We start from the raw sequence: 23,641 nt of genomic DNA on the forward strand, positions 1-23,641 counted from the left end.
GGATATGGAAATACTATTAGATAATTTAAAAAATTTAAAATCTTACAAGGACACATTAGAGGCTTTAAAAAAAGAAAGTGCAAAAGTTGGAGCTTTCGGAACAATAGAAGGTTTCACAAGCATCATATCTTATGCTTTATCTTTTAATTATAATGAAATAATTTTACTTACAAGTGATGAGATTCGTGCAAAAAAAATAAATGAGGATTTAAATTCTTTAGGTAAAAAAGCATCTTATTATCCAGCTAAGGATATTTTTCTCTATGAAAGAGATTATAGAAGCATGGATAACATCAAAAACAGGATTAATGCCTTAAAAGAAATAAGTTTAAATAAAGAAAAGATCCTTGTAACAACTTTTAAAGGATTAAAAGATAAAATTACAAGCCCCGATATTTTTAAAAATAATTTTCTTGTAATTTCTATTGGTGCCACATTTGACCTTAATGAACTTGGAAAAATTTTTTATAAAATGGGTTATGAAAGAGTTTTTCAAGTGGAAAGCATGGGGGAATATTGCATAAGAGGAGGAATTGTAGATATATATACTCCTGACGGTCCCATGCGTTTGGAATTTTTTGACAATGAAGTTGATTCAATAAGAAGTTTTGAAATTGAAAGTCAAAGATCAATTGAAAATTTAGAAAATGTTTTAATAAGCCCTGCAAAAGAAATAATTATTCCTGATGAAGAAAGAAAAAAAGCGGCTGAAAAAATTGAAAAATCTCTTAAAAAAACAAGGTTAAAGGGAAGAGATTTAGAGAGATTAAAGGAAAAATTCAATCTTTATATTGAAAGGTTAGGTGGCGATTTTCAAGTAAACAATTGGGATTTGCTTCTTCCTTTTATTGATGAAAAATATTTAAGTTCAATTTTTGATTATTTTTCAAAACCATTAATAATTATTGAAGATCCAAGAAAAATTCTTGAAAGAGATAATTCAGACTTAAGAACTTATTTGGAAAATTTAAAAGAATTAATTTTAAATGGAGAAGCTTTAAAAGAACACGAAAATGTTTCTTTTAAAAGTCAGGCTTTAATTGAAAAATTAAATGAAGACAAAGTTTTAACCTTAAACACTCTCTTAAATCCACCAAGTGACTTTACTCCTAAGGATATAGTTAATTTTAAATTAAAATCCATTGTAAATTACAGGGGTCGTTTAAAAATATTTAAAGAAGATATTAATTCGTACTTGTATAAGGGATATAAAATTCTTCTTATGGCAGGGTCTGAAAAAAGAGCTCAAAGACTTTTAATAACTTTAAAAGAACTTGATTTAAAAGGCAGAATAAATAAAGAAAGAAAATCAATTTCTTCAGGAGAAATTGTAATAAGCACAAACAATTTAAGCCAGGGCATTGAAATTGTTGATTCCAAGTTAATAATTTTAAATCAAGGAGATATTTATGAGCAAAATATTAAAAGAAAAAAGAGAAAAAAATCCGACATAAAGCTTTCCGATTTAAAAATAGGAGATTATGTTGTTCATGAAACTCATGGGATTGCCCAATATGTAGGCAATAACATAATGGAAATTCAAGGAATAAAAAGAGATTATTTAACTTTACAATACAGTGGAGGAGATAGGGTTTTTATTCCAATTGAATCTTTGGATATAATTCATAAATATATAGGAAGTGAAGGGGTAAGACCTAAACTTAATAAGTTAAATTCTACAGATTGGCAAAAACAAAAAAGTAAAGCCAAAAAAGCTGTGGAAGAAATGGCTGATTATTTAATAGAGCTTTATGCAAACAGGGAAAATTCCAAAGGTTATCAATATAGTCCTGACACTGAATGGCAAAGGGAATTTGAAAATTCTTTTATTTATGAGGAAACGGAAGGCCAGCTAAGAGCAAGCCAAGAAATAAAAGATGATATGGAAAAACAAAAACCTATGGATAGACTTCTTTGTGCCGATGTAGGCTATGGGAAGACGGAAGTTGCCATAAGGGCAGCCTTTAAAGCTGTTATGGATTCAAAACAAGTTGCTTTTTTAGTTCCTACAACAATTTTAGCCCAGCAGCATTACAATACTCTTGTTGAAAGATTTAGGGATTTTCCAATAAAAATTGCCATGCTTTCAAGATTTAGAAGTCTCAAAGAACAAAAGGAAGATATAAAAGATTTAAAAAATGGATTTGTGGATATTGTAATCGGTACTCACAGGCTTTTGTCAAAAGATATTAAATTTAAAGATTTGGGACTTTTAATTGTTGATGAGGAGCAGAGGTTTGGAGTTAAACATAAAGAATCATTAAAACTTCTCAAAGAAAATGTGGACACCCTTACTTTAACTGCAACACCTATTCCACGAACACTGCAAATGTCCATGATAGGTATAAGAGATATGTCTGTAATAGATGAGCCTCCTGAAGAAAGATTTCCAACTCAAACCTATGTCCTTGAATATAACGACATGATGATAAGAGAGGCAATTTTAAAAGAAATTGAAAGAGACGGTCAAGTGTATTTTGTCTACAACAGGGTTTCAAATATGGAAAACAAATTGGCCGAGCTTAGAAAATTAGTTCCTGAGGCAAGTTTTGCCATGGCAAACGGTCAAATGAAAGATAAAGTCCTTGAGGAAACCATGATGTCTTTTTTAAATCATGAGGTGGATGTTCTCTTATGTTCAACTATTATTGAAACCGGTATGGATGTGCAAAATGCAAACACAATGATTGTAACAGAAGCTAACAGACTTGGTCTTTCACAGCTTTATCAGTTAAGAGGAAGAATAGGTAGGTCAAACAGACTTTCCTATGCATATTTTACCTATGATAAAAGAATTTCCATGTCAGAAATAGCTGAAAAAAGATTAAAATCAATTAAAGAATTTACAGAATTCGGCTCCGGCTATAAAATTGCCATGAGAGATCTTGAAATAAGAGGTTCAGGCTCAATTTTAGGAGAAAAACAAAGCGGGCATATTGAAACCATAGGTTATGATTTATACATTAAATATTTACAAGATGCAATTAAGAAGAAAAAGGGTTTGGAAAGTGAAGAAGAGGTAGAAACCACAATAGATATAAAAATTGATTCTTATATACCTAAGACTTATATAAATAATGAAGAAATAACAATTGAGATATACAAAAAAATTGCAGGAATTTCAAACAATGAAGATTATAGGGATCTTCTTGATGAATTATTTGACAGGTTTGGAAATATTCCAAGAGAAGTTTCCAATTTAATGGATATTTCATTAATTAGACAAACTGCGAAAAAACTTGGTATAATATCAATCGTTGAAATAAATAAAGCTTATGAAATTTCATTTATAAAGGAAAAATTAACCTTACCTTTAATAAATGAAATCAGATTTACTTTTAAAGATCTGGATTTTAATTTAAGAGGACTTCCTAAAATAAGAGTGAGAAATTTAAAAAATCCTCTTGAGGATATAAAAAGTATACTTGCTATTATAGGAAGCCATAAATACTGACAGATATTTTAATTTGTAGTATAATAAGAAAGCTAATAATAAGAGAGGAAGTTTATATGAATATTAAAAAAATAATTAAAGTATGCGCAATAGGAATTACACTTACATCTATGCTCACAGCTTGTGGAGAAAAAGCTCCTCAAGGAGTGGCTGCCACTGTAAATGGAGTTGACATTACAACAGATAAATTTGATATGGAATATGCAGCCCAAAGAAATTCAATTGTTTTACAATATGGAGAAGATTATTTAAAAGAAGATATGGGCAACGGAAAAGGAACAGTTGACCAAGGAATAAGACAATATGTTTTAAATAATTTAGTTCAAATGGAAATTGTAAAGCAAGACGGGGAAGCAAAGGGTATTAAAGCTGACATTAAAAATGTTGAAGAACAACTGAATGCTTTGTATAAACAAGAAGGCGGTCAAGATAAATTTAAAGAAGCATTAAAGAAACAAGGCTTAACTGAAGAATTCTTTAAGAATTATTTGGAAACAAAAGAATTTTTATCTGAATATACAAAAAAAATGCTTGAAGATTTAAAAGCAACAGATGAAGATGTTAAGAAAGAATATGATGCTCACAAGGATGAATACTTTACAGCAAATGCAGCTCATATTTTAGTTGCTGATGAAAAAGAAGCAAAAGAAATTAAAAAGCAACTTGATGAAGGCACAGATTTTGCAAAACTTGCAAAAGAAAAGTCTACTGATCCAGGTTCAAAAGACAATGGTGGAGAGCTTGGAGATTTTTCAAATGGAGTAATGGATCCAGATTTTGAAAAGGCTGTAAAAAGTTTAAAAGTAGGAGAAATTTCTTCACCAGTAAAGACAACCTACGGATATCATATAATAAAACTTAACAGCTTCAATAATCTTGAATTTGATAAAGTTAAAGACCAAATATCTAAAAAATTAACTGATGAAAAATTCACAAAATATCTAAACGATCTTGAAAAGAAAGCAAAAGTTAAAAAATATATAGATCCTAAAAAAGACTATGAATTAAAAGAAGAGTACAAGGTTGTAGTTCCTAAAAAAGAAAATGAAGAACAAACTAAAAAAGATGACAAAAAAAATAATTCTTCAAATAAAAACACACAAAACCAAAATAAGAACGAAAACAAAAAAAACAATAAATAAAAATAGTTTTTATAAATCAGCTGAGAGTCGGCTGATTTATTTTTTTTAAATTATTTACTTCTTAAATTAATATCATTTTTGAAAATTTAAATAGTTGATAAAGATTAACACCTATGGTAAAATAGCTTAGGTATGAAATGACACACATCTTTTGACGATTTTACGTTGCCTATATGGTTTATAAATCGGGTGATGAAGATGGAGGAAATAAAAACGGAGGTGCAAAATGTCAGTTATATCAATGAAAGCTCTTCTTGAAGCCGGAGTTCATTTCGGTCATCAAACAAGAAGATGGAACCCTAAAATGGGAAGATTTATTTTTACAGAAAGAAATGGAATCTATATAATAGATCTTCAAAAAACTGTAAAGAAAATCGAAGAAGCTTATGAGTTTGTTAAAAATCTTACTGCCGATGGCGGAGTTGTTCTATTTGTAGGAACAAAAAAACAAGCTCAAGATGCTATTGAAAAAGAAGCTAATAAGTGCGAAATGCCTTTTATCAACCAAAGATGGTTGGGAGGTCTTTTAACTAACTTTAAAACTATTAAAAGAAGAGTTGAAAGATTACATGCTCTTAATTTAATGGAAGAAGATGGAACTTTTGACTTACTTCCAAAGAAAGAAGTTATAAAGCTTAAACACGAAAGAGACAGACTTGAAAAGTTTCTTGGCGGAATAAAGGATATGAATAAACTACCTGATTGTGTTTTTGTAGTTGATCCTAAAAAAGAAAATATTGCTGTTAAAGAAGCACATATCCTTGGAATCCCGGTTGTAGGAATTATTGACACAAACTGTGACCCTGATGAAATTGATTTTCCAATTCCGGGCAACGATGATGCAATAAGAGCGGTAAAACTTATTACCGAAACAATTGCAAATGCAGTTTTGGAAGGAAAACAAGGGACTCAAATAACTGATTTGAATGATGAAGATTCTGAAGATTCTATGGAAGAAATGGAAATATTTGAAGAAGATTCAGAAGAAGCTATAGAAGAAATTTCAGAAGAAACTATAGAAGAAACTTCAAACGAAGAAGAATAATTAAAAGAGAGTTCTAAAGCCTTGCTTTGAACTCTTTTTTTAAAGTAACAGGAGGTAAAAATGAATATTACTGCACAAATGATCAAAGAGCTTAGAGAAATTACTCAAGCGGGAATGATGGACTGTAAAAAAGCCCTTCAAGAAACTGAAGGAGATATGGAAAAAGCAATTGACTTTTTAAGAGAAAAAGGTCTTGCAAAGGCAGCTAAAAAATCTTCAAGAATTGCATCTGAAGGAATTGTTGCATCTTATATCCACGGTGGAAGAATTGGAGTTTTAATTGAAGTTAACTCTGAAACCGATTTTGTTTCTAAAAATGAAGAGTTTAAAGCTTTTGTTAAAGACATGGCTATGCAAGTTGCAGCTCAAAATCCTAAATATGTTTCAAGAGAAGAAGTTCCTCAAGAAGAATTAGAACATGAAAAAACCGTTTTAAAGGAACAAGCTCTTAACGAAGGAAAACCTGAAAAAATTATTGAAAAAATGGTTGAAGGTAGACTTGAAAAATTCTATGAAGAAATTTGTCTATTAGACCAAAAATTTATTAAGGATCCTGATGTAAAGGTAAAAGATCTTCTTTCAAATCTTGTTGCAAAGATTGGTGAAAATATAAAAATCAGAAGATTTGTAAGATATGAAGTTGGAGAAGGCTTAGAAAAAAGAGAAGAAAATTTCGCTGAAGAAGTAGCAAAACAAATGGGAAACTGAGGTGAGTTTCTTGTCTCCTAAGTATAAAAGAATAATTCTTAAATTAAGCGGCGAAGCTATGGCAGGTGAGAGGGGTATAGGAATAGACCCTGAAACCATAAAAGTTATTGCAAAAGAAGTCGTAAAAATTCATGATTTGAATGTTGAAATAGGTATAGTAGTTGGTGGAGGAAACTTTTGGCGAGGTAGAAGTGCCTCCACAATGGATAGGGCAACCTCAGACTATATGGGTATGCTTGGTACCGTTATGAATGCTCTTGCTCTTCAAGATGCTCTTGAAAGTCTTGAAGTTGATACAAGGGTTCAAACAGCAATAGAAATGAAAGAAGTTGCTGAACCTTATATAAGAAGAAGAGCCATTCGTCATCTTGAAAAAGGCAGAATAGTAATATTTTCAGCTGGTATAGGAAACCCATATTTTTCAACAGATACCACAGCGGCATTAAGGGCTGCAGAAATAAATGCAGATGTTATTTTGCTTGCTAAAAAAGGTGTTGATGGAATATATGATTCAGATCCTAAGATTAATCATGAAGCTGTTAAATATACAGACTTAGACTATAAAGAGATATTGAATAAAGAACTTAAAATCATGGATGCAACTGCAACATCTCTTTGCATGGACAATGATATACCTTTAATTGTGTTTGGCATAGACACTCCATCTAATATGTTGGATGTGGTAATGGGCAAAGACATTGGAACTAAAGTAAAATAGGAGGATGTTATGTTTTCTGATATTAAACGCGACACTGAAAATAAAATGAAAAGAACTATAGAAGTTTTTAGAGAAGATTTAAAAAATATAAGAGCAGGCCGTGCTAATCCTTCGATTCTTGATAAGATAACCGTAGATTATTACGGACAACAAACACCGCTTAATCAGGTGGCGGGAATTTCCGCACCGGAAGCAAGACTTCTTGCTATTCAACCTTGGGAAGCAAAAATGATACCTTTAATTGAAAAAGAAATTTTAAAATCAGATCTTGGATTAAATCCTTCAAATGATGGTAAAATCATAAGACTTGTTATACCCCAACTTACGGAAGAAAGAAGAAAAGACCTTGTTAGGGTTGTTAAAAAGAATGGCGAAGATTCTAAAATAGCTGTAAGAAATATTAGAAGATTGGCTGTAGACGAAGTTAAAAAACTTGAAAAAAATAAAGAAATTTCAGAAGATGATTTGAGAGATTACGAAAAGCAAATTCAAGATTTAACAGACAAATATATTGAAGAAATTGATGAAATAGCTAAGCTTAAAGAAAATGAACTTATGGAGATATAATTAAAGGCCGAAAGGCCTTTTTTTAGGAGGTTTTATGACTTCAAATTTAGAAAAAATCGACCTTTTAAAAGTTCCTAAACATATAGGCATAATAATGGATGGAAACGGAAGATGGGCAAAAAAAAGATTTATGCCAAGACCTATGGGCCATAGGGAAGGGGCAAAAAGAGTTATAGATATTGTTGAAGCGGCTTACAATATAAATGTCAAAAGTTTAAGTTTATATGCTTTTTCAACTGAAAATTGGAAAAGACCTGAAGATGAGATAAATGCTTTAGAAGATTTACTTATAAAATATATAAAAAGCCAATTAGACAGGATTGTTAAAAATGGAGTTAGAATTAATCTTTGTGGAGATTATAAAGCTTTTCCAATTCCTGTTCAAAAAGAAATAGAACGTGCATTGAAGGAAACTGAGCAAAATGATAAAATGATATTAAATATTGCCTTGAATTATGGATCTCATATGGAAATAATAAATGCCTGTAAAAACATTTCTCAAGATGTTTTAAGGGACAAAATTTCTGTTTCAAGTATTGAAGAAAGATTATTTGAAAAATATTTATACACCAATGATCAGGCACCTATCGACCTACTAATAAGGCCAGGTGGAGAAAAAAGAATTTCTAATTTTATGTTATATCAACTTGCTTATGCTGAATTTTATTTTACAGATATTTTGTGGCCGGACTTTACAAAAGAAAAATTTTATGAAGCTATAGTTGAATATCAAAACAGAAATCGCAGATATGGAGGACTTTAGTTGTCGCAACTTTCTAAAAGGACATTAACAGCAGTATTTGGGATTATAGCCTTATATTTTGTCTTAACAAGAGGAGGAATAATCTTAAGAAGTGCTATTTTTATTTTATCAATAATAGGTGTTTTTGAACTTAAAAACGCCTTTAAAAATATTGGCATAAATTTAATAATGCCAAGCATAATTTTACCTACAATTTTATTGTTTTTACTTAGAATTTCAGATATGTATTTTAAAGAAATAAACTTGAATTATTCAGCATCTATATTTTTATCCCTTATAATTGCATTTATATTTGTTTTTAGGGAAAAAAATACAAGTCAAGATGCCATATATTCAATTTTTTCTTTTTTTTACCTTCCATTTATTTTTAATTTAATAAATGATTTGGAAGGAACTTATTATATTTATTTAGTCTTTGTAATTGCCTTTGCAACGGACACTTTTGCCTATATTGTAGGTGTTACTATGGGCAGACATAAATTAATTGAAAGAGTAAGTCCAAATAAGAGTGTGGAAGGGGCTATAGGAGGACTCTTGGGAAGCCTTTTATCTTCATTAGCCCTACTTACCTTTTTGGGAATAAGTTTTAATGTTTACATGATTTTATTTTTAATACTTGCTTCAATAGTATCTCAAATTGGTGATTTAATTGCCTCTAAAATAAAAAGAGACTGCAAAATAAAGGACTATGGAAAAATATTTCCAGGTCACGGAGGAGTATTGGACAGATTTGACAGCATATTAGTTGTTATTTTTATGGTTCATATTCTTTTTTCAATTGTAAAATAAAGGAGGAAACATGGCAACGATATTAGGTTCAATAATAGTTTTTCTTTTGGTTGTATTACTGCATGAAGGAGGACATTTTATGGCGGCAAAAGCTTCCGACATAAAAGTTAACGAGTTTGCAGTGGGCATGGGTCCCAAAATATTTCAAAAGAAAAAAGGAGAAACTTTATACACTTTAAGAGCGATTCCTATGGGAGGATATTGTGCAATGGAAGGCGAAGATTCCCATAGCCAAGATTCCAGATCTTTTGGAAGTGCCCCTGTTTATAAGAGAATGATAGTTGTAGTTGCAGGTGCTTTTATGAATTTTGTCTTAGCTATTGTAATTTTTACAATAACAAGTTTATTTTTAGGAGTTCAAACCACGCAAGTTGCAAGTCTTATGGATAATATGCCTGCAAAATCTGCAGGAATTATGCCGGGAGATAGGATTGTAAGCATAGACAACAAAGAAACGAAAACTTTTGCGGAGATAATCGACGCTATAAATGATTCAAAAAATGATCAGGTGGAAGTTAAAGTCCTTAGTGATGGTATAGATAAAGAATTTAAAGTTAATACTTTTAAAGACAAAGAAGGAAGAAAGTTAATAGGTTTTACGCCAATTATTAAAAGAAGTTTATTAACTTCTATTTCTGCAGGTTTTAAAACTACTTTTCAAGTGGTTGAGGGTGTTTTCAAGGCACTTGCTATGTTAATTACAGGAAAAGCTGGACTTAATAATTTATCAGGACCCATTGGAGTTATAAAAACTATAGGAAAAAGCACTAAACAAGGTATTATATCCCTTTTATTTATAACGGGACTTATAAGTGCAAACTTAGGAGTTATAAATTTGCTTCCAATACCGGCTCTTGACGGAGGAAAGTTTGTTTTATTACTTGTAGAAGCCATAAGAAAAAAACCGGTAAATGAAAAATTTGAAACTTTTATAAATTTAGCAGGTTTTGTATTTTTAATCGGTCTTATGATTTTTATTACAGTATTTGTAGATTTAAGAAGGTAAAAAATGTTTGAAAGAAAAAAGACGAGATTGATTCACGTAGGCAATGTTCCGATTGGAAATAAAAGCCCTATATCAATTCAATCAATGACAAATACAGATACTAAAAATGTAGAAGAAACTGTAAAACAAATACTTGAACTTGAAGAGGCAGGTTGTGACATAATAAGATTTGCAATTAATGACCTTGAAGATGCTCAAGCAATACCTAAAATAAAAGAAAAAATACACATTCCAACAATAGCGGATATTCAATATGACTATAAACTTGCTCTTTTAGCGGCGAAATTTGGAATTGACGGAATGAGAATAAATCCAGGTAATATAGGAGAAAAGTGGAAGGTAAAAGAAGTTGTTGAATCCTGTAAGGATAAAGGAATTTCTATAAGAGTAGGAGTAAATTCAGGTTCTATAAAACAAAAATTTTTAGACGACTTTAAAGGAGTTAATGAAAATTCAATTTGTTACAGTGCCCTTGAAGAAGTTAATGAATTGGAAAGTTTGGGTTTTAAAGATATAAAAGTTTCTTTAAAAGCATCAAATGTAAAACTTATGATTGATTCTTACAGAAAATTTTCAAAACTTATTGATACTCCGCTACATTTAGGAGTAACAGAGGCGGGACCACCCAAGACAGGGTCGATAAAATCTGCAATTGGCATAGGAACTTTACTTGCAGAAGGAATAGGGGACACAATTCGTGTTTCGTTAACCTCAGATCCTATAGAAGAAGTTTATCTTGCAAAAGAAATTTTAAAATCTTTAGATCTTAGAAGAGACGGAATAGAAATAATTTCTTGCCCAACTTGTGGAAGAACTAAAATAGATTTAATTTCTCTTGTAAATGAAGCTGAAAAAAATTTTGGCAAAATAAATAAAAATATAAAAGTTGCCTTAATGGGTTGCAGAGTAAATGGACCGGGAGAGGCAAGAGAAGCAGATTTAGGAATTGCCGGAGGAAATGGAAAGGGAGTAATTTTTAAAAAAGGTCAAATTGTAAGAACAGTTGATGAAAATAAATTATTAGAAGCCCTTTTAGAAGAAATAGAAAAATTAAATTGAAATAAAATATATGCAGTGTCTTTTGATATAATATAGATAAAGACGCTGTATTTTTTTATGAAAATTTAGAATAAGGAGAAACTGTGGTTAATTTAAAAAATATTTTAAATAAATTAAATTTAAAATTAAATATAGATGCTGAAGAAATAAAGTTAGGATCAATTAAATTTAATGAAGAAAAAATGGATTTAAACCTTGTTTTTTTTACAGGCTATGAATTGGATGAGAAAATAAAAAATGAAATAAGGGAAGCCTTAAAAGATTACTTAAAAGAAATACTAGTAAATGTTTATTTTGAAGTAAAAGAAATAAAAGAAATTGAAGATAAGGTATTTTCATTTTTAATTAAGAATTGCCCATCAATTCAAAGTTGGTTAAAAAAAGAAGATTTGAAAATTGATGAAGATTTAAAAACAATAAATTTAGAGGCTCCGGATAAAATTACTTATAAAGCTATCTTAAATAATGATGCTTTAAAAAGGCTTAATGATGAAGTTTTAAAAGATAATTATAAATTTCAATTAACTTTTAATGAAGAATTTAAAGAAGCTGAAGACTTATTAAATGATTATTATAAAGAATTGGAAAATATGGAAAAAGAGGCTTGCAAAAGTGTACAAGCAGCAAACCAAAATCTATCATTTAAAAAAACTGATAAGGAAATAATAAATACTTACGGCAAAAAAACATCTGGTGAAGAAGTTTCAATTAATGATTTGTCATCTGAATTTACAAATGTAAAAATAAAAGGTTATATTTTCAAATTAGACAGTAAGGAAACAAAAAGTGGAAAAATTTTAGCAATGATTTATCTTACGGATTATTCCAATTCCATTGAATGTAAAGTATTTATTTCAAATAAAAAAGCTCAATCATTTTTTAATAGTTTTAAAGTAAATGATTATGTGGAAGTTTGTGGTAAATTTACTTTTGATAGCTTTTCAAAAACTGATGTAATAATGGTAAATTATATAAAAAAGCTTGAAAAGATTGAAAAGGAAGATAAATATAATAAAAAACGTGTTGAACTAAGACTTCATTCAAAAATGACCACTATGAGCGGAGTAACGGAATTTTCAAAATTTGCAAAAAAAGCTCAAGAATGGGGTCATCCTGCCATTGCCATAACAGATTTAACAGACGTTCAGGCCTTTCCAGAAGCAAGCGAGTTTGCAGAAAAAAACAATATAAAAATTTTATATGGATTAGATGGAAGAATGATAGAAGATGAAGGAAATATAGTTGATTATTACGAAAATCATGATTTTAACAATTCTTATGTTGTCTTTGACATTGAAACTACAGGTCTTTCGCCTTATAGGGATAAGATAACTGAAATAGGAGCTGTAAAAGTTGTAGATGGAGAAATTGTTGACAGATTTTCTCAGCTAATAAACCCTGAAAGAGAGATTCCTTTGACGGTTCAAAATTTAACAGGCCTTAGTAATGCTATGCTTGCTGATGAGCCCACAATAGATAAGGTAATTTATGATTTTAAAAATTTTATTGAAGGATCAACTTTAGTAGCTCATAATGCTCAATTTGATATTTCTTTTATAAGAAGAGAGATGAATGATAAAAATTTAAATTTTGATTATCCTGTTTTAGATACCTTATTTCTTTCAAGAGCGCTTTTAAAAGGCCAAAAAAGATTTAATCTATCTGCGATATCAAAAGTCCTCGGAGTTAGCCTTATAGGGGCGCACAGGGCCGTAAATGATGCTGAAGCAACAGCTCATGTGTTTATAAAATTATTAAGTCTTGCAGGAAATCCTAAAAGTTTTGAGGAAATAAATCTATTATTTAAAGATATAAAAAAAGGAGTTTTATTTCCTACATCAATGACAATTCTTATTAAAGATAAAGTAGGACTTAAAAATTTATATAAACTTGTAAGTCAATCTCATTTAAACTACTTTTCCAAAGAAGCGAAAATTCCAAAATCTCTTCTTAAATCTATGAGGCAAGGACTTTTATACGGTAGCGGAAATTCAGAATCTGATTTATGGCAGGCAATTTATTTTAAAAAGCCGCAAGAAGAAATTTTAAAAATAGCAGAATTTTATGATTACTTGGAAATTCAACCTATAGATAACAATATTAACTACATTGTTCAGGATAAACTTACAAAGGATGATTTAATAAATATAAATAAAGAAATTGTCCGAATAGGTAAAAAATTAAATAAAATTGTGGTTGCAGACAGCGATTCTTATTATTTAGATCAACATGAAGACTTAATCAGAAGAATTGTTTTAAATGGCAAACAAGGTCCAACCAGGGAAGAAGAAAAAATTCCTCAAAAGCTATATTTTAGAACAAGCGATGAGATGATGGAGGAATTTAATTACTTGGGTGAGGAAAAAGAAAAAATAGTTATAGATAACACCATAGAAATAGCAAACATGTGCCAAGAAATAAAACCTCTTCCTGATGGAAAATTTCCACCATATATAGAGGGCTCTGAACATGATTTAAGAGAAATGACTTATAAAAAAGCTCACGAAATCTATGGAGATAATTTACCAAAAATTGTTGAAGAAAGATTGGAAAAGGAACTTAGTTCAATAATCGGGAACGGATATGCAGTTTTATATATCATTGCTCAAAAACTTGTAACAAAGTCAAATAAAGATGGTTACCTTGTAGGATCAAGGGGATCGGTTGGTTCGTCCTTTGCAGCTACAATGGCAGGGATTACAGAAGTAAATCCTCTTCCGCCTCATTATGTGTGTCCTAAGTGTAAACATTCAGAATTTGTAGATGAAAAATCAGTTGGGTCCGGGATAGATTTACCGGTGAAAAATTGCCCTCTTTGTGGAGAAGAAATGAGAAGAGATGGCCATAATATTCCCTTTGAAGTTTTTTTAGGTTTTGAAGGAGATAAGGAGCCTGATATAGACCTTAACTTTGCCGGTGAGTATCAACCAGTAGCTCATAAATACACAGAAGAATTATTTGGAGAGGGGTATGTTTTTAGGGCAGGAACAATAGGAACAATTGCAGAAAAAACAGCCTACGGTTATATAAATGATTTTTATGAAAATAAGATGATAAGACAAGCGGAAAAAGATAGGCTTGCTGGTTCAATTGTAGGAATAAAAAGAACCACAGGTCAGCATCCCGGCGGAGTTATGATTGTTCCAAAGACAAGTGATATTTTTGATTTTTCACCAATTCAGCATCCTGCAGACAAGGCTAGCACAAATGTTATAACAACACATTTTGACTATAATTTTCTCCATGGAAAAATTTTAAAACTTGATATATTAGGTCATGATGGCCCAACTATTATTAAAATGCTTGAAGATTTAACAAAAGTTAACTCTTCAACTATTGAGCTTAATGATGAAAGGACAATGAAGTTGTTTTCTTCAACTGAAGGCTTGGGAATAGATGAAAAAATTTGTTCAACTCCTACGGGAACCTTAGGCATACCTGAATTTGGAACGGATTTTGTAAAGCGCATGCTCATAAAAACAAAACCAAAAACTTTTTCAGAGCTTGTAAGAATTTCTGGACTGTCCCATGGAACTGACGTGTGGACAAATAATGCAGAAATATTAGTGGACGAAAAAAGAGCAGAGCTAAGTCAAGTTATTTCAACTCGTGAGGATATTATGATTTATTTAATTCAAGCGGGAGCAGAAAATAAAATGGCATTTTTTACTATGGAAAAAGTTCGTAAGGGAAAGGGACTGACAGAAGAGCAAATGGAAATAATGAAAAAACTTCCTCTTCCTGATTGGTATATCGATGCTTGTTTAAAAATTAAGTATATGTTTCCTAAGGCCCATGCGGTTGCTTATGTTATGTTATCTTTTAGAGTTGCCTGGTATAAATTAAATTACCCCTTGGCTTTTTATACAACTTATTTTACTAATAAATTATCGGATTTTTCTTTAGAATACATTTTAGCAGGGCAAAAATCTATAAAGGAAAGAATTCAAGAAATATCCAACGATCCTAAGCCTACACAAAAGGACAAGGACCAAAAAACGGTTTTGGAACTTGCTCTTGAAATGATTTCAAGAGGTTATAATTTCTTGGGAGTTGATATTTATAAATCAGATGCCAAAAAATTTAAAATTGAAGGAAATAATATAAGGGTCCCTTTAATGTCTTTGCCAGGGCTTGGAGAAAACATTGCAAATGAAATTGTTAAATCTAGTGAAAATTATAAATATATTTCAGTAGAGGACTTTATTGAAAAGACTAAGGCCACAAAATCAATTGTTGAAATGCTAAAAAATCAAGGCTGCTTTGATAATATGGATACTACAAATCAAATTTCAATATTTAATTTTTTATAATCACCATTTCATAAGCCTAAGAGGCAAAAACTTGTTAAATTTCATATTTATGTTATAATTTATTATGAACGATAATAAACATCCTAAGAGTGGGCCATCCCACTCTTTGTTTTTTGATAGGAGGGCATATGGACAAAAAAATCTTAAAAGAAAAAATATGGCCTATGGCAGAAAATGCTGCAAGAGAACTTGGTTATGAAATAGTTGATATTGAATACAAGGTCGGCTCTAAACATGATTTACTTTCAATTTATATTTATAAAAAAGAAGGGATTGATTTAGAAGACTGCAGTAACATGACAAGAAAGATAGACAAAGAAATAGAAGATCTGGACTTAATAAATAAGCCCTACTATCTTGAGATTTCTTCTCCCGGTCTTGATAGACCAATTAAAACCAGGGATGATTATAGAAGAAATTTAGATAATTTAGTTGAAGCAAAATTGTACGCTCCTTTAGATGGTAAAAAAATTTATGAAGGAAGTCTAAAGGATTATGATGGGGAATTCGTATATTTAGAAAACGATGGAAACATTATAAAATTACCCATTAAATCAATTTCACACATGGAACAGAAAATAGTTTTTTAGAGAGGAATTATGAACGAAGAATTTATATTGGCATTAAATCAACTTGAAAATGAAAAAGGAGTTAAAAAAGACATCATATTTGATGCACTTGAATCTGCTTTGCTTACAAGTTACAAAAAAAATTTCGGAACAAACCAAAATGTAGAAGTAAAGATAAATAGAGAAGATGGTCATATAGATGTATTTGCAAACAGAGAAGTTGTTGAAGAAGTAGAAGACGAACTTCTTCAAATTTCAATAGATGATGCAAAAAAAATAAATCACAGATATGAACTTGGGGATATTTATAAGGAAACGATAAACCCTAAAGATTTTGGAAGAATCGCAGCTCAAACAGCAAAGCAAGTTGTAATTCAAAAAATTAAGGATGCAGAAAGAGATATTATCTATGATGAATTTTTAGATAGGGAAAATGAATTAATAACAGGTCTTATCCAAAGATCATCTAAGGGATATGTTTATGTTGAACTTGGAAACACTGAGGGAATATTGCCTCCAGGAGAACAGATAAAGGGAGAAGATTACTCTCACGGAAACAGGTATAAAATGCTTTTGCTTGAAGTTAAAAAAACAAGCAAAGGACCTCAAATAATACTTTCCAGATCTCATCCAAATTTAATAAAAAGGCTTTTTGAAATAGAAGTTCCAGAAATTCATGACGGTATTGTTGAAATTTATTCAATAGCAAGAGAAGCAGGCTCAAGAACAAAAATTGCAGTTTTTTCTAAAAATGAAGAAGTTGATGCTTTAGGTGCTTGTGTTGGATATAAAGGTCAAAGGGTAAAGGCTATTGTTGATGACTTACATGATGAAAAAATAGACATAGTAATATGGGAAAAAGAAATTGATCATTTTATTGCAAATTCATTAAGCCCTTCAAGTGTAGAGAAAGTATTTGTTGACGATAAAGAAAAATCAGCTTTAGTAGTTGTGCCGGATTATCAACTTTCTCTTGCTATAGGAAAAGAAGGACAAAATGCAAGACTTGCTGCAAAACTTACAAATTGGAAAATTGATATTAAAAGTGAATCACAGTTTGAAGAATATCTTGAAGAAAATAATATGACAGAAGATGACTTATATGAAAAACTGGGATATGAAAGCGAAGAAGATTATGAAATGAGAAAGGGCAATGAAGTTGAAGAAAATGAAGAATCAAATGATGAATTGTCAGACTTTCAAGGAGAATAGTCTTATATGAAAAAAGAAAGAAAGATTCCTATGCGTAAGTGCATAGGATGCGGACAGCAAAAACCTAAAAAAGATTTAATAAGAGTAGTGAAGACTAAAGAAAATGAGGTTTTTGTAGATAGAACGGGAAAAGCAAATGGTAGAGGTGCTTATATTTGTGATAATTTGGAATGTCTTAATGGGGCTATAAAAACAAGAGCACTTAATAGAGCTTTTGAGATGGAAATAAAAAATGAGCAATATGAAGACTTGAAGAATTCCATAAGTAAGTAAAAGCACCAGGGAGGTGTTGTATGGCAAACATTAGAGTACATGCTCTTGCTAAAGAAATTGGGGTTAGCAGTAAAGAACTTTTAGAAAAACTTAACAATTTAAATATAGAAGTCAAAAATCATTTTTCAACCTTAACTGATGCAGAAGAAAAAAAAATTAGAGATTCTTATAATAAAAAAAATCAAAAAAACTCACCTACAAATAATAAGGTTAAGGAAAATAAAACTAACAAAAAGCAAAATTTTAATAAAAAGACAGAGGGTAATACTATAGAAGCTAAAGATCAGAAGAGTTCAAGAGAACCTAAAAAAAGATTTGATCCCAACAAGAATAGATTTAATAATAGGGACACTAAAGATAGAAAAGACAATATAGATAGCGGCAGAAACAATAAAAATACAAGTCAAAAAAACTTTAAAAAAGATAGAAATAATAAAGCAGATTATTCTGAAAATAAATTTAATAATAAAAGAAATGACAATAATAAAGACCAAAATAGAGAAAAAAATCATAACTTCAAAACTAAAGAGAGGTCTTTTAAAGATTCAAATAGAGAAAATGGAGACTACAAGCAAGATAGAAAGGTTAAAAGTCGTTCGTTTAATAAAATGAGCGAGGTTTTAACTGAAAAAGATGCAAAAAAACAAGAATACTCAAAGAAAAAAAGCTCCAAAAATAAAAATTATAAAAATAATAAAGTTGATAGATTTGAGCTTCAAGAAGAGTATAAGCAAAGAGATTTATCAAAGAAAGCTCCTAAGAAAAAAGTAAAAAAACAATTAAAAAAAGAAGTTGAAGTTGAGGAAAATGTTGTAATCCAAGTTCAAGCACCTCTTATGGTAAAAGATTTTGCCAAGGCACTGGATGTAAGTGTTTCAACTATTATTACAAAACTTATAGGCTTGGGAATTATGGCAAGTCAAAATGAGTCAATAGATTCTGATGTTTGCGAACTTTTAGCTGATGATTTAGGAATCGAAATTGAGATTTCAGCTCCTGGAGTTGAAGAATCAATTGAAGAAAGTTTTGAACTTGATTTTGAAGATCCTGAAAAATCTTTGAAGGCAAGACCTCCTGTTGTAACTGTAATGGGTCACGTTGACCATGGTAAGACTTCAATACTTGATGCTATAAAAGAGTCACATGTAACTTCAACTGAAGCAGGTGGGATTACACAACACATAGGTGCTCATACAGTTACATCTAAGGGAAAGAAAATAACATTTTTAGATACACCGGGCCACGAAGCATTTACCGCTATGCGTTTAAGAGGAGCACAAATTACAGATGTGGCTATCCTCGTAGTAGCAGCTGATGATGGAGTTATGCCTCAAACAATTGAAGCTATTTCCCATGCCAGATCAGCCCACGTTCCTATAATTGTAGCTATTAATAAAATTGACAAGGAAAGTGCAAATATAGACAGGGTAAAACAAGAGTTAAGTGAGCAAAACCTTATTGCTGAAGATTGGGGCGGAGATACAATTATGGTTCCTGTTTCAGCTCGAACAAAAGAAGGAATTGACGATTTACTTGAAATGATTTTACTTGTAGCTGAAATGGGAGAATTAAAAGCAAATCCTAACAGAATGGCAATAGGAACAATAATCGAGGCAAAACTTGATAAGGGTAAGGGACCTATGGCAACTGTTCTTGTACAAAAAGGTACTTTAAAGGCAAATGACTTTGTTGTTTCAGGTATTGCTAGCGGCAGAATAAGAGCAATGAATGATGACAAGGGTAAAAGGATAAAAAAAGCAGGCCCAAGCATGCCAGCTGTGATTTTAGGTTTATCTGATGTGCCTAATGCAGGAGATCTTATTTATGCAGTGAAAGACGATAAGACTGCCAAGACAATTGCAGATAAAAATAAAGAAATTTTAAGGGAAAATAAATTAAATAACGCTAATAAAGTTTCTCTTGAAAACTTGTTTGATAAAATTAAAGAAGGAGAGATGAAGGAACTTGATTTAATTGTCAAGGGAGATGTAAAGGGCTCAGTTGAAGCTTTGTGTCAATCTCTTCTTAAAATTTCAAATGACGAAGTAAAAATTTCAATAGTTCACTCAGGAGTTGGAGGAATTAATGAATCCGATATAACTCTTGCATCAGCATCAAATGCTATTGTAATAGGCTTTAACGTAAGACCTAATATTAATGCAATTGAACTTGCAAAAGCTGAAGAAGTTGATGTAAGAACTTATAGAGTTATTTACGATATTATAAATGATATTGAAGCAGCTGCAAAAGGAATGCTTGAACCTGAATTTGTTGAAGAAGTACAAGGAAGGTGTCAAGTAAGACAAACCTTTAAACTTCCAAATAACAATATTGTTGCAGGAGTTTATGTTTTATCCGGAAAGATTACAAGAAATTCTACAATAAGAGTTTTAAGAGATGATAAAGTAATATTTGAAGGCGGAATTTCTTCCTTAAAAAGATTTAAAGATGACGTTAAAGAACTTCAAACCGGTTTTGAAGGCGGAATGGTTCTTGACGGATTTAACGATATTAAAGAAGAAGATTCTTTTGAAGCTTTCATTATGAAGGAAGTAGAAAGAAAATGAACAATAGAAGATTAAGTCAGATTTCTGAAGAAATGAGAAGAGTCATTTCAGATATAGTGCAAAATAAAATAAAAGATCCAAGGATACCTGAAATTATAAGTATTTCCCATACTGAAGTTACAAGAGATTTGTCTTATGCAAAAGTTTATGTTCAAATAATGGGTGATGAAAAAATTAAAGAAGATGCAATTGAAGGTTTAAATTCGGCAAAGGGATTTATAAAAAAAGAAATTTCCAAAAGTCTTAAACTTCGTGCAATGCCTGATTTAATTTTTATAAACGATGAATCCCTTGATATAAACATGAAAATGGAAGAACTTATAAAAGAGGTAAACCATGGACAAGTTCAATAAGTTTATTAGTGAGGCGAGGACTGTAGTCCTCGCTTCTCATTTAAATCCTGATGGTGACAATCTGGGTTCTCTATTAGGTATGTATTCTTTTTTTAAAGATAAAAAAGAAGTTTACGCAATAGAAGATGATATTTTACCAGAAAATTTAAAATTTTTACCAAATATAAAATTTTTGAAAAAATCAGATGAAATTAAAATTAAACCAGATCTATTTATAACTCTTGACTGTGGAGATGAAGACAGAATAGGAGAAAGTGCTAAAAAAATATTTAAAAGTGCTAAAAAAACTGTAAATATTGATCATCATAGGACAAATACAAATTTTGCAGATTTAAATATAGTGGACCCTAAAGCACCTGCAACAGGGGAAATTTTATATGAATTATTATCTCAAATGGGAAGTTTGGATATTGATACGGCAACTTGCCTATTTACAGCCATATCTTCGGATACAGGAAGTTTTAAGTATGATTCCGTAAGAGAAAGGACCTTTGAAGTAGCTGGAAAGCTTTTAAGTTTAGGAATAGATTTAAACCAAATAACTATAAATTTATTTCAATCAAGAAGTGTTGAAAAGACATCACTTTTAGTTTTAAGTGTAAAAAATATTTTGTATTTACAAAACGGAAAAGCTGCCATTGTTAAGGTAACTGATGAAGATATGTTAAATACTGGAGCAAAAAAATCAGATGCTGATGGAATTGTCGAATTTGTAAGAGATATAGAAGGGGTCGAATTGGCTGTGCTTTTAAAAGAAAAGGGAAAAGACACAAGGATTTCAACTCGTTCAAAAAAATATATAGATTGCACAAAAATAGTAGGACACTTTGAAGGCGGTGGACATATAAGAGCTGCAGGAGGAACAATTAGATTTCCAATCATAGAGGCTGAAAAAGAAGTTATAAAAGTAATAGATGAGGAATTTAAATGCTTGGAATTTTAGTTATAAACAAAAGCAAGGGAATGACGTCCCATGACGTTGTATATCATTTACGAAACAAACTTAAAATAAAAAAAATAGGACATACAGGCACCCTTGATCCAATGGCTGAGGGTGTTCTTCCTATGTGTATTAATAAAGCAACTAAAGTTGCAAGCTATATCTCAAATGATTCTAAAGAATATATTGCAGGCTTAGAATTTGGATATGAAACTGATACCCAGGATTCAACGGGGAAAATTTTAAATAAAACTCAAAATATTCCAAGGATAGAGGAAATAAAAAAAGTTTTAAAAGAATTTCAAGGGAAAATATTGCAGACTCCTCCAATGTTTTCGGCAATTAAAATCAATGGTCAAAAACTATATAATTTGGCAAGAAAAGGTCAAGTTATTGAAAGGCCTAAAAGACAAGTTGAAATTTATAACTTGGAACTTATTGATGAAAAAAATTTAAAACTTAAAGTTTCATGTTCAAGTGGCACTTATATTAGGACCTTAGTTCATGACATAGGAATAAGTCTTAATTCTTTTTGTGTAATGACAAGCTTAGTCAGGACCAGGGTAGGAAGATTTACCATCAATGAAGCTATAACTTTAGAAGAGCTAAAAAATTTAAGTCTTGAAGAAATAAATTCAAAGCTTTATTCTATGGAAGAAGCTTTATATTATTTGCCTAAATATAATATAAAAGATTCTTTTTATGATAAACTCTTAAATGGCATTAAATATTATGATGAAAATGCAGATTCTTCTATGAAAAGGATATACTGTAAAAACCAATTTATAGGAATTGGAAATTTTATTGACGGAAGGTTAAAAATTAGAATATTAATATGAAAATTTTAAAAATAGACATGAATTTTAAAGCTGAAGAAAATTCTATAATTGCTCTTGGAAATTTTGACGGAGTTCACACAGGACATCAAAAATTAATAAAACAAGCAATTAAAAGGGCAAAAGAAAAAAATATTAAGGCAAGTATTTTAATTTTTAAAGAAAATACTGAAAAAACCATTAATGGTGAAAATTCAAATAAAAAATTACTAACATCAAACCCTTATAAATATGAAATTTTACAAAGTTTGGGAATTGATCTAATATACGAAATTGAATTTGATGAAGCTTTTATGAAACTTGATCCTCTAGTTTTTCTTAATGACTTTTTGTATAAAAATCTTAAAGTTATGGGTATTGTAGTTGGTTATGATTACAGGTTTGGATATAAAGCAAAGGGAGATTTAGAAAGTTTAAAAAGTTTTGCTCATGAAAAAAATATAAGTCTTGATATCATTGAAGCTTATAAGAAAAATGGGAAAATAGTATCTTCCACCCTTATAAGAAGTCTTGTTGAAAATGGTTCTGTAGAAGAAGCAGGAGACCTTTTAGGTAGGCCATTTGCAATAATAGGCAAAGTAAGTCATGGAAAAAACTTAGGAAAGAAAATGGGATTTCCAACTGCAAATATAATTCCCAAAAAGCAATATATACTTCCCAAGTATGGAGTTTATGATACAGATGTAATTATAGACAATAAAAGATATAAGGCAGCAACAAGTGTTGGAAATAACCCCACATTTAAAAATGAAGGGGTAAAAATAGAAGCAAATATTTTAGATTTTAACCAAGATATTTACGGAAAAGTTATACGGGTTGATTTTATTAAAAGATTGAGAGATATGCTTATATTTGATAATGTTGAAGAACTTTTTGAACAAATAAAAAAAGACGTAGATATAATTAGAAATAGAAAAACAATAGACAAATAGAAGCTTAATATGATAAACTAAATATGTACCTTGTCAAGGTTTGACGTTCCTCGGCGCTTACTTTGATAAAGGCAGATTAAATTAATGGAGGAATAAAATGTTAAACAAAGAAGAAAAATTAGAAATTATTGAAAGTTATAAAACTCATGAAGGAGATACAGGTTCTCCTGAAGTACAAATAGCTATTCTTACTAAGAGAATTAATGAATTAAATGAACATTTAAAAGAACATAAGAAAGACCATCATTCAAGAAGGGGACTTCTAAAAATGGTAGGTAAGAGAAGAAATCTTCTTAGATATCTAAAAGATAAAGACATTGAAAGATATCGTACTTTAGTTGAAAAATTAGATATTAGAGGTTAACGAGCGGGGTTAAAGCCCGCTCTTTTTTATA

20 protein-coding genes are annotated in these 23,641 nt (G+C 30.4%); all 20 read left to right on the top strand.

Going from position 1 to position 23,641, the window contains the following annotated elements; all coding sequences use genetic code 11:
- The first annotated feature begins 4 nt into the window (after positions 1-4).
- The 20 genes from mfd (at position 5) to rpsO (ending at position 23,610) form a co-directional block, all read left to right on the top strand.
- Positions 5-3,454, top strand: coding sequence for a transcription-repair coupling factor (gene mfd, locus J2S72_RS00305; RefSeq protein WP_307494813.1), 3,450 nt, complete (start codon positions 5-7; stop codon positions 3,452-3,454).
- Between the two features lie 38 nt (positions 3,455-3,492).
- Positions 3,493-4,596 carry a peptidylprolyl isomerase gene (locus tag J2S72_RS00310; RefSeq protein WP_503128799.1) on the top strand — a complete coding sequence of 368 codons (1,104 nt, stop codon included), beginning with the start codon at positions 3,493-3,495 and terminating at the stop codon, positions 4,594-4,596.
- Between the two features lie 226 nt (positions 4,597-4,822).
- The gene (rpsB, locus tag J2S72_RS00315; RefSeq protein ID WP_023054837.1) at positions 4,823-5,641 is read left to right on the top strand and encodes a 30S ribosomal protein S2; all 819 of its coding nucleotides are present in this window, start codon (positions 4,823-4,825) and stop codon (positions 5,639-5,641) included.
- A 60-nt stretch (positions 5,642-5,701) separates the two neighbouring features.
- Positions 5,702-6,349 (top strand): translation elongation factor Ts, encoded by a 648-nt coding sequence (tsf, locus tag J2S72_RS00320; protein WP_023054832.1) that lies wholly within the window; start codon positions 5,702-5,704, stop codon positions 6,347-6,349.
- A 10-nt stretch (positions 6,350-6,359) separates the two neighbouring features.
- On the top strand, positions 6,360-7,067 hold the full coding sequence (pyrH, locus tag J2S72_RS00325) for a UMP kinase (protein ID WP_023054824.1): 708 nt from the start codon (positions 6,360-6,362) through the stop codon (positions 7,065-7,067).
- A 9-nt stretch (positions 7,068-7,076) separates the two neighbouring features.
- Positions 7,077-7,634: a ribosome recycling factor gene (gene frr / locus J2S72_RS00330; RefSeq protein WP_023054830.1), complete on the top strand. Its 558-nt coding sequence runs from the start codon at positions 7,077-7,079 to the stop codon at positions 7,632-7,634.
- Positions 7,635-7,668: 34 nt separating this feature from the next.
- Positions 7,669-8,397, top strand: coding sequence for an undecaprenyl pyrophosphate synthase (gene uppS, locus J2S72_RS00335; protein WP_307494815.1), 729 nt, complete (start codon positions 7,669-7,671; stop codon positions 8,395-8,397).
- Positions 8,398-9,186, top strand: coding sequence for a phosphatidate cytidylyltransferase (locus tag J2S72_RS00340; RefSeq protein ID WP_023056415.1), 789 nt, complete (start codon positions 8,398-8,400; stop codon positions 9,184-9,186).
- Positions 9,187-9,196: 10 nt separating this feature from the next.
- Positions 9,197-10,192 (top strand): RIP metalloprotease RseP, encoded by a 996-nt coding sequence (rseP, locus tag J2S72_RS00345; RefSeq protein WP_023056356.1) that lies wholly within the window; start codon positions 9,197-9,199, stop codon positions 10,190-10,192.
- Positions 10,193-10,195: 3 nt separating this feature from the next.
- Positions 10,196-11,251, top strand: a complete 1,056-nt coding sequence (gene ispG, locus J2S72_RS00350) for a flavodoxin-dependent (E)-4-hydroxy-3-methylbut-2-enyl-diphosphate synthase (protein WP_023056319.1) — start codon at positions 10,196-10,198, stop codon at positions 11,249-11,251.
- Positions 11,252-11,334: 83 nt separating this feature from the next.
- Positions 11,335-15,564 carry a PolC-type DNA polymerase III gene (locus J2S72_RS00355; RefSeq protein WP_023056387.1) on the top strand — a complete coding sequence of 1,410 codons (4,230 nt, stop codon included), beginning with the start codon at positions 11,335-11,337 and terminating at the stop codon, positions 15,562-15,564.
- Between the two features lie 128 nt (positions 15,565-15,692).
- Complete coding sequence (gene rimP, locus J2S72_RS00360) at positions 15,693-16,154, top strand: ribosome maturation factor RimP (protein WP_023056405.1); 462 nt, start codon at positions 15,693-15,695, stop codon at positions 16,152-16,154.
- Between the two features lie 9 nt (positions 16,155-16,163).
- Complete coding sequence (nusA, locus tag J2S72_RS00365) at positions 16,164-17,345, top strand: transcription termination factor NusA (protein ID WP_023056348.1); 1,182 nt, start codon at positions 16,164-16,166, stop codon at positions 17,343-17,345.
- Positions 17,346-17,351: 6 nt separating this feature from the next.
- Complete coding sequence (gene rnpM, locus J2S72_RS00370; RefSeq protein WP_023056353.1) at positions 17,352-17,618, top strand: RNase P modulator RnpM; 267 nt, start codon at positions 17,352-17,354, stop codon at positions 17,616-17,618.
- A 20-nt stretch (positions 17,619-17,638) separates the two neighbouring features.
- Positions 17,639-20,185, top strand: coding sequence for a translation initiation factor IF-2 (gene infB, locus J2S72_RS00375; protein ID WP_307494816.1), 2,547 nt, complete (start codon positions 17,639-17,641; stop codon positions 20,183-20,185).
- Complete coding sequence (rbfA, locus tag J2S72_RS00380; RefSeq protein WP_023056341.1) at positions 20,182-20,538, top strand: 30S ribosome-binding factor RbfA; 357 nt, start codon at positions 20,182-20,184, stop codon at positions 20,536-20,538. The genes infB and rbfA overlap by 4 nt, the downstream gene beginning before the upstream one ends.
- A complete protein-coding gene (locus tag J2S72_RS00385; RefSeq protein ID WP_023056360.1) occupies positions 20,522-21,481 on the top strand; it encodes a DHH family phosphoesterase in 960 nt (319 codons plus the stop codon). The genes rbfA and J2S72_RS00385 overlap by 17 nt, the downstream gene beginning before the upstream one ends.
- A complete protein-coding gene (gene truB / locus J2S72_RS00390; RefSeq protein WP_023056413.1) occupies positions 21,466-22,317 on the top strand; it encodes a tRNA pseudouridine(55) synthase TruB in 852 nt (283 codons plus the stop codon). The genes J2S72_RS00385 and truB overlap by 16 nt, the downstream gene beginning before the upstream one ends.
- Positions 22,314-23,246: a bifunctional riboflavin kinase/FAD synthetase gene (locus J2S72_RS00395; protein WP_023056349.1), complete on the top strand. Its 933-nt coding sequence runs from the start codon at positions 22,314-22,316 to the stop codon at positions 23,244-23,246. Before truB ends, J2S72_RS00395 begins: the two co-directional genes overlap by 4 nt.
- A 97-nt stretch (positions 23,247-23,343) precedes the next feature.
- A complete protein-coding gene (rpsO, locus tag J2S72_RS00400; RefSeq protein WP_023056423.1) occupies positions 23,344-23,610 on the top strand; it encodes a 30S ribosomal protein S15 in 267 nt (88 codons plus the stop codon).
- Positions 23,611-23,641: the final 31 nt, after the last annotated feature.

The organism is Peptoniphilus koenoeneniae (assembly GCF_030812875.1).
GTDB lineage: Bacteria > Bacillota > Clostridia > Tissierellales > Peptoniphilaceae > Peptoniphilus_B > Peptoniphilus_B koenoeneniae.

Coding starts and splice junctions, on each gene's coding strand:
- uppS (WP_307494815.1), top strand. CDS start 7,669: ATGACTTCAAATTTAGAAAAAATCGACCTTTTAAAAGTTCCTAAACAT.
- ispG (WP_023056319.1), top strand. CDS start 10,196: ATGTTTGAAAGAAAAAAGACGAGATTGATTCACGTAGGCAATGTTCCG.
- rpsO (WP_023056423.1), top strand. CDS start 23,344: ATGTTAAACAAAGAAGAAAAATTAGAAATTATTGAAAGTTATAAAACT.
- nusA (WP_023056348.1), top strand. CDS start 16,164: ATGAACGAAGAATTTATATTGGCATTAAATCAACTTGAAAATGAAAAA.
- J2S72_RS00385 (WP_023056360.1), top strand. CDS start 20,522: ATGGACAAGTTCAATAAGTTTATTAGTGAGGCGAGGACTGTAGTCCTC.
- mfd (WP_307494813.1), top strand. CDS start 5: ATGGAAATACTATTAGATAATTTAAAAAATTTAAAATCTTACAAGGAC.
- rpsB (WP_023054837.1), top strand. CDS start 4,823: ATGTCAGTTATATCAATGAAAGCTCTTCTTGAAGCCGGAGTTCATTTC.
- rbfA (WP_023056341.1), top strand. CDS start 20,182: ATGAACAATAGAAGATTAAGTCAGATTTCTGAAGAAATGAGAAGAGTC.
- rnpM (WP_023056353.1), top strand. CDS start 17,352: ATGAAAAAAGAAAGAAAGATTCCTATGCGTAAGTGCATAGGATGCGGA.
- frr (WP_023054830.1), top strand. CDS start 7,077: ATGTTTTCTGATATTAAACGCGACACTGAAAATAAAATGAAAAGAACT.
- J2S72_RS00395 (WP_023056349.1), top strand. CDS start 22,314: ATGAAAATTTTAAAAATAGACATGAATTTTAAAGCTGAAGAAAATTCT.
- infB (WP_307494816.1), top strand. CDS start 17,639: ATGGCAAACATTAGAGTACATGCTCTTGCTAAAGAAATTGGGGTTAGC.
- rseP (WP_023056356.1), top strand. CDS start 9,197: ATGGCAACGATATTAGGTTCAATAATAGTTTTTCTTTTGGTTGTATTA.
- rimP (WP_023056405.1), top strand. CDS start 15,693: ATGGACAAAAAAATCTTAAAAGAAAAAATATGGCCTATGGCAGAAAAT.
- truB (WP_023056413.1), top strand. CDS start 21,466: ATGCTTGGAATTTTAGTTATAAACAAAAGCAAGGGAATGACGTCCCAT.
- tsf (WP_023054832.1), top strand. CDS start 5,702: ATGAATATTACTGCACAAATGATCAAAGAGCTTAGAGAAATTACTCAA.